At 66.3% G+C, this 11889-nt stretch carries 11 protein-coding genes; 7 read left to right on the plus strand and 4 right to left on the minus strand.

What is annotated here, in order from left to right:
- Nucleotides 1-34: 34 nt before the first annotated feature.
- A complete protein-coding gene (locus tag HCA61_RS01815; protein ID WP_308198780.1) occupies nt 35-730 on the plus strand; it encodes a response regulator transcription factor in 696 nt (231 codons plus the stop codon).
- On the opposite strand, the gene HCA61_RS01820 is transcribed toward HCA61_RS01815, so the two are convergent.
- Nucleotides 717-872, minus strand: coding sequence for a hypothetical protein (locus HCA61_RS01820; RefSeq protein WP_169686077.1), 156 nt, complete (start codon nt 870-872; stop codon nt 717-719). The genes HCA61_RS01815 and HCA61_RS01820 overlap by 14 nt on opposite strands.
- Nucleotides 873-892: 20 nt before the next feature.
- Between HCA61_RS01820 and HCA61_RS01825 the strand changes: the two genes are divergently transcribed.
- Genes HCA61_RS01825 through HCA61_RS01835 form a run of 3 tightly spaced genes read left to right on the plus strand, consistent with a single transcriptional unit; the run spans nt 893 to nt 4718 of the window.
- Nucleotides 893-1924 (plus strand): 6-phosphofructokinase, encoded by a 1032-nt coding sequence (locus tag HCA61_RS01825; protein WP_169686079.1) that lies wholly within the window; start codon nt 893-895, stop codon nt 1922-1924.
- Nucleotides 1925-1951: 27 nt separating this feature from the next.
- Entirely contained in the window at nt 1952-3463 is a 1512-nt protein-coding gene (gatB, locus tag HCA61_RS01830; protein ID WP_169686081.1) for an Asp-tRNA(Asn)/Glu-tRNA(Gln) amidotransferase subunit GatB, read from the plus strand.
- 25 nt (nt 3464-3488) lie between these two features.
- Nucleotides 3489-4718, plus strand: coding sequence for a cation:proton antiporter (locus tag HCA61_RS01835; protein WP_169686082.1), 1230 nt, complete (start codon nt 3489-3491; stop codon nt 4716-4718).
- Here the strand turns inward: HCA61_RS01835 and HCA61_RS01840 are convergent.
- The gene (locus tag HCA61_RS01840; RefSeq protein ID WP_169686084.1) at nt 4685-5830 is read right to left on the minus strand and encodes a PQQ-dependent sugar dehydrogenase; all 1146 of its coding nucleotides are present in this window, start codon (nt 5828-5830) and stop codon (nt 4685-4687) included. The genes HCA61_RS01835 and HCA61_RS01840 overlap by 34 nt on opposite strands.
- A gap of 76 nt (nt 5831-5906) precedes the next feature.
- Between HCA61_RS01840 and HCA61_RS01845 the strand changes: the two genes are divergently transcribed.
- Nucleotides 5907-6650, plus strand: coding sequence for a DoxX family protein (locus tag HCA61_RS01845; protein WP_346777466.1), 744 nt, complete (start codon nt 5907-5909; stop codon nt 6648-6650).
- Nucleotides 6651-6717: 67 nt separating this feature from the next.
- Here the strand turns inward: HCA61_RS01845 and ilvD are convergent, their stop codons facing one another.
- Both ilvD and HCA61_RS01855 read right to left on the minus strand, forming a co-directional pair.
- A complete protein-coding gene (gene ilvD, locus HCA61_RS01850) occupies nt 6718-8559 on the minus strand; it encodes a dihydroxy-acid dehydratase (protein ID WP_169686088.1) in 1842 nt (613 codons plus the stop codon).
- A 109-nt stretch (nt 8560-8668) separates the two neighbouring features.
- A complete protein-coding gene (locus HCA61_RS01855) occupies nt 8669-9187 on the minus strand; it encodes a PH domain-containing protein (RefSeq protein WP_169686838.1) in 519 nt (172 codons plus the stop codon).
- Nucleotides 9188-9450: 263 nt separating this feature from the next.
- Here HCA61_RS01855 and HCA61_RS01860 point away from each other — a divergent pair, with 263 nt between their 5' ends.
- Entirely contained in the window at nt 9451-11388 is a 1938-nt protein-coding gene (locus tag HCA61_RS01860; RefSeq protein WP_169686090.1) for an acetolactate synthase large subunit, read from the plus strand.
- On the plus strand, nt 11385-11888 hold the full coding sequence (gene ilvN / locus HCA61_RS01865) for an acetolactate synthase small subunit (protein WP_169686092.1): 504 nt from the start codon (nt 11385-11387) through the stop codon (nt 11886-11888). Before HCA61_RS01860 ends, ilvN begins: the two co-directional genes overlap by 4 nt.
- Nucleotide 11889 lies beyond the last annotated feature (1 nt).

Raw genomic sequence — 11889 nt, forward strand, 5'->3', positions numbered from 1 at the left:
GATCAACGCACGAATGCGGTACTAGGCTGTGGCCGTGACCGAGCCGACCTCCCTCGCCCCAGCGTCCGCACCCACCACGGTGTTCATCGCCGACGACCAGGCCATGGTGCGGCAGGGTTTCGGTGCGCTGCTCGCGGCGCAGCACGACATCAGCGTAGTCGGCGATGCGCCCGACGGGCGCACCGCGGTGTCCGAAGTGGCGAGGTTGCGCCCCGACGTCGTGCTGATGGACGTGCGGATGCCCGAAATGAACGGTCTCGACGCGGCACGTCGGATCCTCGCCGACACACGCGAACCGAAGACTCGCGTGCTGATGCTCACGACCTTCGACCTCGACGAGTACGTGTACGAGGCACTTGGAATGGGTGCAAGCGGGTTCATGCTCAAGGATGCGCCGGCCGACGAACTCGTCCGGGCCGTTCGCGTGGTCGCCGAGGGACAGGCGCTGCTCGCGCCGACGGTCACCCGCAGACTCATTGCCGACGTCACCAGTCGGCGTGCGCCTGCGCGTGGTCGCGCCCGTGCGCTCGACGTCCTGACCCCGCGTGAACTCGAGGTTCTCGAACTCATCGCACACGGCCTGTCGAATCAGGAGATCGCCGCGAAACTGTTCGTCGCAGAGCAGACGGTCAAGACCCATGTCGGGAAGGTGCTCGGCAAACTGCACCTCCGCGATCGCGCTCAGGCAGTGGTCCTCGCCTACGAATCCGGTGTCGTCACTCCGGGCTGAACCTTCCCGCGCGGTCGTCGGCTTCCCACATCAGCAGCTGCTGCCGCGGGAAGCGGGCAGGGTCGCGGGAACTGTGGTGATGTCCGATCGACATGCCGTCGGTGCCCTCAGCGGGCAGGATGTCGAGACGGCACGATTCCACGCGGCGGAAGGTTTCGGCGAATGACCAGGATCGGCATTCTCACCAGCGGCGGCGATTGCCCCGGACTCAATGCGGTGATCCGCGGGGCGGTCCTGAAGGGAACCGAGGTGCACGCCCAGGAGTTCGTCGGATTTCTCGACGGCTGGCGGGGGCTTGTCGACGGTGACGTGATCCCCTTGGATCGCAGCCGGGTTCGGGGCCTCGCCCAGCAGGGTGGCACCATCTTGGGTACGAGCAGATTCGGCCCGTATCAGGGACCGAACGGGGGAGCGCAGAACATTCAGGCCACACTCGACCGGCTCGGTATCGACGCGGTCGTCGCCATCGGTGGTGAAGGCACCGCGTCCGCATCGAAACGTCTGTTCGAGGAAGGCATCCGGATCGTGGGGGTTCCCAAGACGATCGACAACGACCTCAGCCGCACCGACTACACATTCGGCTTCGACACTGCTGTCGAGATCGCCACCGTCGCGATCGACAGACTTCGGACCACCGGGAACTCCCACAAGCGTTGCATGGTGCTCGAGGTGATGGGACGGCACGCCGGATGGATTGCATTGCACTCGGGCACTGCCGGGGGAGCGCATGCCATTCTCATTCCCGAACAACCCGAAAGTCTCGAGCAGATCTGCGAATGGGTCACCAGTGTGCGAGACCGGGGTCGCGCACCGATGGTCGTCGTCGCGGAAGGTTTCACCCTGCCCGAAATGACGCATGCCCACTCCACCAAGGGACTCGACGGATTCGACCGGCCCCGCCTCGGTGGCATCGCCGAGGTGCTCGCACCGCTCATCGAGGAACACACCGGGATCGAGACGCGTGCGACGGTGCTCGGGCACATCCAGCGCGGTGGCGTCCCGACCGCGTTCGATCGGGTCCTCGCCACCAGGCTCGGGATGGCCGTCACCGACCTGGTGGCAGACGAAGAATGGGGGCATATGGTCGCCCTGCACGGCACAGACATCGCCCGAGTCGGTTTCGAGGAGGCGCTCGCCGATCCCAAGTACGTCCCGGACGAGCGCTACCAGGAGATGCGGGTCATCTTCGGCTGACACCGGTGGCCGTCTAAAATCGTGAGCATGACTGCCTCCGTGTCTGCTGACCTGCTCGCCTACGACGACGTGCTCGCGAAGTTCGAGCCCGTGATGGGCATGGAGGTGCACGTCGAGCTGCACACCGCCACCAAGATGTTCTGCCCGTGCCCGACCGAGTTCGGCGCCGAGCCGAATACGCAGGTATGCCCGGTCTGCCTCGGCCTTCCCGGTGCCCTGCCGGTGGTGAACCAGCAGGCGGTCGAATCGGCAATCCGAATCGGCCTCGCGCTGAACTGTTCGATCACCCCGTGGGGACGGTTCGCGCGGAAGAACTACTTCTACCCGGATCAGCCGAAGAACTACCAGATCTCGCAGTACGACGAACCGATTGCCACCGACGGCTACCTCGATGTCGTTCTCGACGACGGCACCACCTGGCGAGTCGACATCGAGCGCGCCCACATGGAAGAGGACACCGGCAAGTCGCTGCACGTCGGCGGCGCCACCGGACGTATCCACGGTGCCAGCCATTCGCTGCTCGACTACAACCGCGCCGGTGTTCCGCTCGTCGAGATCGTCACCAAGCCGATCACCGGCGCAGGAGAGCGTGCCCCCGAGGTGGCTCGCGCCTATGTCACGGCCTTGCGTGATCTGCTGAAGGCACTCGATGTGTCCGACGTCCGGATGGATCAGGGCTCGATGCGCTGCGACGCCAACATCTCGCTCATGCCGATCGGTGCGAAGGAATTCGGCACCCGCACCGAGACGAAGAACGTCAACTCGCTCAAGTCCGTCGAGGTCGCTGTCCGCTACGAAATGCGCCGCCAGGCCGCCGTGTTGACCAGTGGCGGCGAGGTCATTCAAGAGACCCGCCACTTCCAGGAGTCCGACGGCACGACGTCTCCCGGTCGCCGTAAGGAAACCGCCGAAGACTACCGGTACTTCCCGGAGCCCGATCTCGAGCCGGTCGCGCCGGACGCCACATGGATCGAGGAGCTGCGCGCAACCCTGCCCGAGCTGCCGTGGCTGCGCCGCGCGCGTATCCAGGCCGACTGGGGTGTCTCGGACGAGGAGATGCGCGATCTCGTCAACGCGGGTGCTCTCGAACTGGTCATCGCGACCACCGAGGCCGGAGCGCCCGCGTCCGAAGCACGGTCGTGGTGGGTTGCCTACCTCGCTCAGCAGGCGAACACCCGCGGCGTCGAACTCGTCGAGCTGCCCATCACCCCGGCGCAACTCGCACAGGTCATCGCGCTGGTCGCCGAGGGCAAGCTGACGAACAAGCTCGCGCGCAAGGTCGTCGACTACGTTCTCGAAGGCGAGGGCGAGCCCGCACAGATCCTCGAGGCGCACCCCGAACTCGTCGTCGTGCGCGACGACAGCAAGCTTCAGGCCGCCGTCGACGAGGCACTTGCCGCGAACCCTGACATCGCCGACAAGATCCGCTCGGGCAAGGTTGCGGCCGCAGGCAAGATCGTGGGCGACGTCATGAAAGCAACTCGTGGACAGGCCGACCCTGCCCGCGTCAAGGAACTCGTGATCGCCGCGTGCAGCTGATCTTGGGTCGCTAATGTAGCGATCCATGGACGCTGCCGTCGCCACCTCGCTCCTCTGGATCACGGTGGCGGCGGTCCTCGCGCCGCTCATTGCCGGTGTGCTGCCGCGTCGACTCGTACCCGAGGTCGTGCTGCTGCTCGCCGCCGGAGTCGTGATCGGGCCGTACGCGCTCGGGATCGCGTCGGTCGACAGCGAGATCGAGATGTTGCGCGAACTCGGACTGGGACTGCTGTTCCTGCTCGCGGGCTACGAGATCGACCCCAAGGAACTGACAGGGCGTGGTGGACGCCGCGCACTCATCACCTGGATGGTGTGTTTCGGTCTCGCCGCCGGTGCGGTCGCGGTGTTGTCTTCGGCAGGTGTCGTACATGCCGGCGTCGCTGTGGCAATCGCACTCACGTCAACGGCATTGGGCACTTTGCTGCCGATCCTCGCCGACCGCGGTCTCGTCGCGACCCGGCTGGGCCGCTCGGTGCTCAACCACGGGGCGGTCGGTGAGCTCCTTCCGGTGATCGCTATGGCAGTGCTGCTGGGGACGCGCGGTGCGCTCGGATCCCTCATCGTCCTGGCCGTGTTCGCCCTTGTAGCCGTGGTCGTCGCGGTCCTGCCCCGATGGGCCCTGCGGGAGGGGTCGCAGTTTCTGCAGTTCGTCCGCAGTACATCGGACACCACCGCACAGACACCGGTCCGGCTGGTGATGCTGCTGCTTGTCGGACTGATTGCGGTGGCCGCAGTGTTCGATCTCGATGTGATCCTCGGCGCGTTCGCTGCCGGCTTCATTCTGCGCCGGGCAGTTCCCAAGGGCGATGAGCAGCTCGAGTCGAAGTTGGACGGCCTCGCATACGGATTCATGATCCCCGTCTTCTTCGTCACCTCCGGAATGGCCATCGACGTAGGCGCGGTCGCGAGCGAACCCGGAGTGCTGATCGCATTCCTCGTGCTCCTGGTGCTCGTGCGCGGGGTGCCGGTGTTCGTCGCGTCGCGATTCGATCGGGGTGAGAACGGAATTCGGTTCGCCACGTCCGAGCAGCTGCAGATCGCGTTGTATTCCACGACAGGTCTGCCGCTCATCGTCGCGGTCACGGGTGTCGCGGTGTCGGCGGGGCACATGTCCACTGCCAGCGCGTCGATCCTGGTCGCCGCTGGAGCGATCACCGTGCTGATCATGCCGACGCTTGCCGGGCTGCTACCCGAGCGTCGGGAAACCGCCGGCGCGGACCGTCAGTCGAATCCGCCACCACCGGCGGGGAACTGAATCCGAATGACGCGGTCGTCGTTGGGCCCGGGTTCGTCGCCCGACTTGTTGACGGTCGAAACCCACAGCAGGCCATCGGGTCCGGCGGACGCACCACGCAGCATGCCGTAGCGGTCTTCGAGCGTGACGGTCGGCGCGGCCGTCACAGCACCCGTTCCGGGATCGATCGGCAGTACTGCCACGGCCTTCCCTCCCGTGAGTGACACCGCGAGACCCTCGGGGGACGCGGCACATCCTGCGACTCCGGGTTTCTCCGGCCAGGTCCACGCGGGCCCGGCTGCTGCCGCGCCGTCCATGCTCACCCGCTGCAACCGGTCCTCGAGCACGGTGCGGTCGGTGATCCACAGGTTGCCGCTCGGGTCACGACACACGTCTCCGGCCTCACCGACACCGGACAGTGTGACGGTCGGTGCCGCGGTTGCGCCGGGCGCGGGCAGCGGAAGCGACAGGAGTTTTCCGGCCAGCGATGAAGGGTTGTCCGCAGCGGCCGGATCCCCCGTATTGCCGGTGAGGACCGCGAGTTCGGTCGGCGAGACGAATTCGAGTGCCCCCGCATTTCCGGTGGCGCCGCGCGGGATCCCGGTCAGGATGTCCTTGGGAACGTCGCCCGCCGCGATTCGCACCACCCGATTGTCGGATGGCGTGGTGATGTAGGCGTAGAGCAGGCGGTCCTCGTTGTACGTGGGCGACAGAACGACGTCGTGCAGCCCGCCGTCTCCCGAGCCGTCGACGGGCACAGTCGCCACTTCGACGGGTTCCTCACCGACGGTGACCCGCAGAATACGGCCCGTGCGCCGTTCGGTCACGAGCGCGGAATTGCCGTCGGGGAGAGCGATCAGACCGCCGGTGGTATCGAGGCAGGTAGCGATCACTGCGGGATCGGGATCGACACACGGTCCAGGAGGGACCGGCGGTGTGCTCGGTGTGGTGGTCGTGCTCGGTGATTGCTCGGGTGCGATGCCCCCCGCGTCGAACGACGGGGCGGAGGTGAACGGGGTGGTGGCTGCGTCGTCGAACTGTGCGCATGACGGAACGAGAAGCACCCCGATTGCGAGGGCCACCGCGCTCGTACGTATCTTCCACGAACCTGCCGACCGCGCGCCCCTCGTCATGCAGCAAACGTTACCGGGACGACGCGCGGCGGCGCGTATGCCGGGTACGGGCGGCTCGGAGACCTACCCTGGAACCGTGGCCGACAAGGAAACCGGCGGCGAGCCGGACACAGGTTCGAGTCCCTTCGACGACCCGACGTTGCAGATGCGCCGGGAACGTCCCTCGATGCTCGAATCCGAGGACGATCTCGGCTTCGACAACTCAGCACTCGACAATTCCGGGTACAGCGCGCCCTACGCGGCGCCGACCGAGCAGATTCACCAGCCTGCTGCGGCGGGTCCGGTGGACACCGGGCAACCGCCCGTCGTCAAAGCCCGTCGCGGAACTCTCGACCTGGGCCTTTTCATCCTGCGGCTCGCGGTCGGCGGAATCCTCATCGTCCACGGGCTGCAGAAGCTGGTGGGCCTGTGGGGAGGTCCCGGCCTGGACGGGTTCGAGGAGACACTCCGAGAGGCCGGATACCAGCAGCCGAACATTCTCGCGATCGTCGCCGCTGCCGGTGAGCTCGCGGCGGGTGCTTTCCTCGTACTGGGTCTGCTGACGCCACTTGCCGCAGCGGCAATAGTCGCGATCATGATCAACGCGGTGTTGTTCAAACACGAACTCGAACCCGGTCTGCAGTTCTTCGCGAGCGAGCAGACGGGATTCGAATTCGAAGCGCTTCTCGTGGCCGCCGCGGTGTCGCTCACCCTCACCGGCCCGGGCCGGATCGCAGTGGACGGCCCCCGCAAGTGGGCGACCCGCCCGTTCCTCGGGTCGTTCGTTGCGCTGCTGCTCGGGGTCGCGGCGGGTGTGTGTCTGTGGATCTTCGGCCGCTGAGCCCGTCCGGACGAGAACAGGCCGCCACGATCGGATGATCGCGGCGGCCTGTTCTTCAGCTGAGGGATTACGGCAGCTGCCGGACCGCTCCCTTGTCTGCGGATGTGGCCAGTGCCGCGTAGGCGCGCAGTGCCTTCGAGACCGTGCGTTCACGGTCGACGGGCTGCCACGGACGCTCCGATGCCTCCATCTTCGCGCGACGCTCGGCGAGCACATCGTCGTCGACGAGCACCTCGAGGGCGCGGGTCGCCACATCGATGCGGATCCGGTCGCCGTTTTCGATCAGGCCGATGACGCCGCCCGACGCTGCCTCGGGGGAGACGTGACCGATGGACAGCCCCGACGTACCGCCGGAGAAGCGTCCGTCGGTGATCAGGGCGCACACCTTGCCGAGTCCGACACCCTTGAGGAACGACGTGGGGTGCAGCATCTCCTGCATGCCCGGGCCGCCGGCAGGTCCCTCGTAGCGCACGACGACGACGTCGCCGGGCTTGATCTTCTTGCCCAGGATCACCGAGACCGCTTCTTCCTGGGATTCGACGACGAAGGCGGGGCCCTCGAAGTGGAAGAGGTCTTCGTCGATGCCTGCGGTCTTGAGGATCGCGCCGTCCGGGGCGATGTTGCCGCGCAGCACGACGAGTCCGCCCTCGACGGTGTAGGCGTGTTCGATGTCGTGAATGCAACCGCCGACGGCGTCGGTGTCGAGCGACGACCAGCGGTTGTCGGTCGAGAACGGTTCGGTGGTGCGCACTCCGCCGGGAGCGGCATGGAAGAGTTCGAGTGCTTCGTCCGTGGCCTTGCCGGAGCGGATGTCCCAGTCGTCGAGCCACTGATCGAAGCTCTCGGTGTGGACGGTGTGCACGTCGGTCTCGAGCAGTCCGCCGCGGCGGAGTTCACCGAGGATCGCGGGGATTCCGCCGGCCCGGTGCACATCCTCCATGTGGTAATCGGAGTTCGGTGACACCTTCGCCAGGCACGGCACCTTGCGGCTGATCGCATCGATCGTGGAGAGATCGAAGTCGACCTCGCCTTCCTGCGCCGCGGCGAGGGTGTGCAGCACCGTATTGGTCGAACCGCCCATGGCGACGTCGAGGGCCATCGCGTTACGGAACGCAGCGGGCGTAGCGATGTTGCGGGGCAGGACCGAGTCGTCCTCGTCGCGGTAGTAACGCAGTGCCGCCTCGACGACGGTGGTGCCCGCCCGCTCGAACAGCGCACGACGCGCCGCGTGGGTCGCGAGAGTCGATCCGTTGCCCGGCAATGCGAGACCGAGTGCCTCGGTGAGGCAGTTCATCGAGTTCGCGGTGAACATGCCCGAGCATGAACCGCACGTGGGGCACGCGCTGCGCTCGACCTCGTCGAGACCGGCATCGTCGACAGCTTCACTCGCGGACGCGGAGATCGCGGTGATCAGGTCGGTGGGTGCCTGCGCCACACCGTTGACGACGACGGCCTTGCCTGCCTCCATCGGCCCGCCGGAGACGAACACCGTCGGGATGTTCAGGCGCATGGCCGCATTGAGCATTCCGGGTGTGATCTTGTCGCAGTTGGAAATACACACGAGTGCGTCGGCGGTGTGTGCGTTGACCATGTATTCGACCGAGTCGGCGATGATCTCGCGGCTCGGAAGCGAGTACAGCATTCCGCCGTGGCCCATGGCGATGCCGTCGTCGACGGCGATCGTGTGGAACTCGCGTGCGACGCCACCCGCGGCCCGTACGGCGTCGGCGACGATCTCACCGACGTCCTTGAGGTGGACGTGGCCGGGAACGAACTGGGTGTACGAGTTCGCGATGGCGACGATCGGCTTGCCGAAATCGGAGTCGGTCAGGCCGGTGGCGCGCCACAGGGAGCGCGCGCCGGCTGCATTACGTCCGACGGTGGTGGTGCGTGACCTCAACGGGGGCATGGGCTGACTTCCTTGACGGGGCTTTGTGGTGCGGCGCATTGACCTGGTGCGCCCCGATTGCCGGGCTGTGACGGGACTGGGGCGCGACGAGTTCGAATCTACTCCCGTGCTATTTGCTACCCGGATCCGACTCGGACTCGGCCGGTGTATCGGATATCACGTCGTCGTCCTCCGGTTCCTTGTCCGCTTCCGCGAGCTCAGCCTCCCGAGCTGCCGCGTACGGGTCGGTGATCCGTCCGCCGCTGGCCTCGGCCAGTTGAGGCAGGCGCCCGAAAGTGACCACGGGAAGGGCGACCTCGGTGTCGTCGGTGAGGGTCGCGCGTGCCCAGCCGCGTTTGGGGAATCGGATGCCTTTCAGTGAATCCCAGCCGATTCTCGTCGTCGAGAACGTCGCGCGCGCGACTATGCCGTCGGGTCCGACGACGGTGCGTACCCGCAGTACCCATGCGACGACGAGGATTGGGATCACCAGCATCCACGAGAAGGCGGCGGGCCACGCCATTGCGGGGGACAGCACCGCGAGGAACAGGAGGCCGCACGCGAGGAAAGAAAGCCGCGAGATCTGGATGACCTGCGTCGTCGGTTCGGTCGTGGGCTCGGGAGTGTGGGAGGATGGGCTCGGTGGCACGGGCTGCTGTGGAGATGACACCTCACCATCTTCTCACCGCAGCCATGGCATCTCACATTCTGGGACAGTGACCGAACCAAGTTGACTGTTCTACTCCACGCGCCTACCGTCGATCGCGTGAATCAGAATGGGTTGCTCGTAATCGGCCGGCGCGTCGTCGCCTGAGCCGCTTATTGCAACTCGCCCACGACGCGCCACCCTCGTACAGCACAATGCTGACGAGGGTTTTTTGTTGCCCGGAGCCAGAATCAGAGGAATTCGTAGTGAGCGCACCAACCGCACGTCCTCAACCCTCGCCGCGGAAGCCGGGGTCTGCAAGCCCGACTCCCGCAGCGGCCGCGACACAGCCCGCCGGCCGACGCTCGGTAGCCCCCGAGCGGGTCACCGGTGCCCAGGCCGTAGTCCGGGCTCTCGAAGAGCTCGAGGTCGACACGGTATTCGGTATTCCCGGTGGTGCGATTCTTCCCGTGTACGACCCGCTCTTCGACTCGAAGGGCGTGCGCCACGTGCTCGTCCGTCACGAGCAGGGCGCAGGCCACGCGGCGACCGGATACGCGCAGGCAACCGGCAAGGTCGGTGTGTGCATGGCGACGTCCGGCCCGGGCGCGACCAACCTGGTCACCCCGCTCGCCGACGCGCAGATGGACTCGGTCCCGGTCGTTGCAATCACCGGCCAGGTCGGGCGTCCGCTGATCGGTACCGATGCGTTCCAAGAGGCCGACATCTCGGGCATCACGATGCCCATCACCAAGCACAATTTCCTCGTCACCGAAGGCACCGACATCCCCCGCATCCTCGCGGAGGCGTTCTACCTGGCGTCCTCGGGTCGGCCGGGCGCTGTGCTCGTCGATATACCGAAGGACATCCTGCAGGCGCAGACCACGTTCAGCTGGCCGCCGGAGATGCATCTGCCCGGCTACCGTCCCGTCACCAAGCCGCACGGCAAACAGGTCCGCGAGGCCGCGCGCCTGATTGCCGATTCCAAGAACCCCGTCCTGTACGTCGGTGGCGGTGTGATCAAGGCCGACGCCTCCGCGGAGCTGCTCGAGCTCGCTGAGCTGACCCGGATCCCCGTGGTCACCACACTCATGGCGCGTGGTGCATTCCCCGACAGTCACGAGCTGCACTGCGGGATGCCCGGCATGCACGGCAACGTCGCAGCCGTGGCGGCGCTCCAGAAGAGCGACCTGCTCATCACTCTCGGTGCCCGGTTCGACGACCGCGTCACCGGTCAGCTCGACACGTTCGCTCCCGACGCCAAGGTCATCCACGCCGACATCGATCCGGCGGAGATCGGCAAGAACAGGCACGCCCACGTGCCGATCGTCGGTGACTGCAAGGAGGTCATCGTCGAGCTGCTCGAAGCGGTCCGTGCCGACCTCGCGACAGGCACGACGCTCGAGTACGGGCAGTGGTGGGTCTACCTCGACGACCTCCGTAGCACGTACCCGCTGTCCTACGACCGGCATACCGACGGCACTCTCTCGCCGCAGTACGTGATCCAGGCCGTCGGCAAGCTCGCCGGACCTGACGCGATCTACTGCGCAGGTGTGGGTCAGCACCAGATGTGGGCTGCGCAGTTCGTCGACTACGAGAAGCCGCGTACCTGGCTGAACTCCGGTGGCCTCGGCACGATGGGCTACGCGGTGCCCGCTGCGATGGGTGCCAAGATGGGTAAGCCCGAGGCCGAGGTCTGGGCGATCGACGGCGACGGCTGCTTCCAGATGACCAACCAGGAGCTCGCAACCTGCGCGGTCGAAGGTGTGCCGATCAAGGTCGCGTTGATCAACAACGGCAACCTGGGCATGGTGCGCCAGTGGCAGACGCTGTTCTACGAGCAGCGGTATTCGAACACCGACCTGTCCACGCATACCCTGCGTATCCCCGATTTCGTGAAGCTGGCCGAGGCGCTCGGCTGCGTGGGCATCCGTGTCGAGCGCGAGGAAGACGTCGAGGACGCGATCCGCCAGGCCCAGGCCATCAACGACCGTCCCGTTGTCATCGACTTCATTGTCGGCAAGGACGCCCAGGTGTGGCCGATGGTGGCTGCGGGAACCAGCAACGACGAGATCATGGCTGCCCGCGACATCCGTCCGTTGTTCGACGACGACTCCGCCGACGACCCCACCGTGATCCACGAGACCATCGAGCGCGACCGTGCGCGCAGTGAGCAGGCTGCCGCCGAGGAGGAAAACAAGTGAGCACGAGCCACACCCTCAGTGTCCTCGTCGAGGACAAGCCGGGCGTGCTGGCCCGAGTCGCATCGTTGTTCTCGCGGCGCGGCTTCAACATCGAATCGCTCGCCGTCGGTGGCACCGAGGTCCCGGAGATCTCCCGGATGACGATCGTGGTGACGGTCGACGAGTTCCCCCTCGAGCAGGTCACCAAGCAGCTCAACAAGCTCGTCAACGTCATCAAGATCGTCGAGCAGGAGGACGAGGCATCTGTCGCCCGCGAACTTCTGCTGATCAAGGTGCGCGCCGATGCCAGCGTGCGCACACAGGTCATCGAGACAGTGAACCTGTTCCGCGCCAAGGTGATCGACGTCTCGCCCGAGTCGCTGACCATCGAAGCCACCGGCACCCGGTCCAAGCTCGATGCGCTGTTGCGCATGCTCGAACCGCACGGCATCCGCGAGATAGTGCAGTCCGGAGTCGTTGCGGTCGGACGCGGTCCGAAGTCCATCACGGCGACCCGTTAGC

This window comes from Rhodococcus sp. HNM0563 (assembly GCF_012726195.1).
GTDB lineage: Bacteria > Actinomycetota > Actinomycetes > Mycobacteriales > Mycobacteriaceae > Rhodococcus.

What these genes read in the sequence shown, in the direction of transcription:
- HCA61_RS01825 (WP_169686079.1), top strand. Translation starts at nt 893, where the DNA reads ATGACCAGGATCGGCATTCTCACCAGCGGCGGCGATTGCCCCGGACTC.
- gatB (WP_169686081.1), top strand. Translation starts at nt 1,952, where the DNA reads ATGACTGCCTCCGTGTCTGCTGACCTGCTCGCCTACGACGACGTGCTC.
- HCA61_RS01835 (WP_169686082.1), top strand. Translation starts at nt 3,489, where the DNA reads ATGGACGCTGCCGTCGCCACCTCGCTCCTCTGGATCACGGTGGCGGCG.
- HCA61_RS01840 (WP_169686084.1), bottom strand. Translation starts at nt 5,830, where the DNA reads ATGACGAGGGGCGCGCGGTCGGCAGGTTCGTGGAAGATACGTACGAGC.
- ilvD (WP_169686088.1), bottom strand. Translation starts at nt 8,559, where the DNA reads ATGCCCCCGTTGAGGTCACGCACCACCACCGTCGGACGTAATGCAGCC.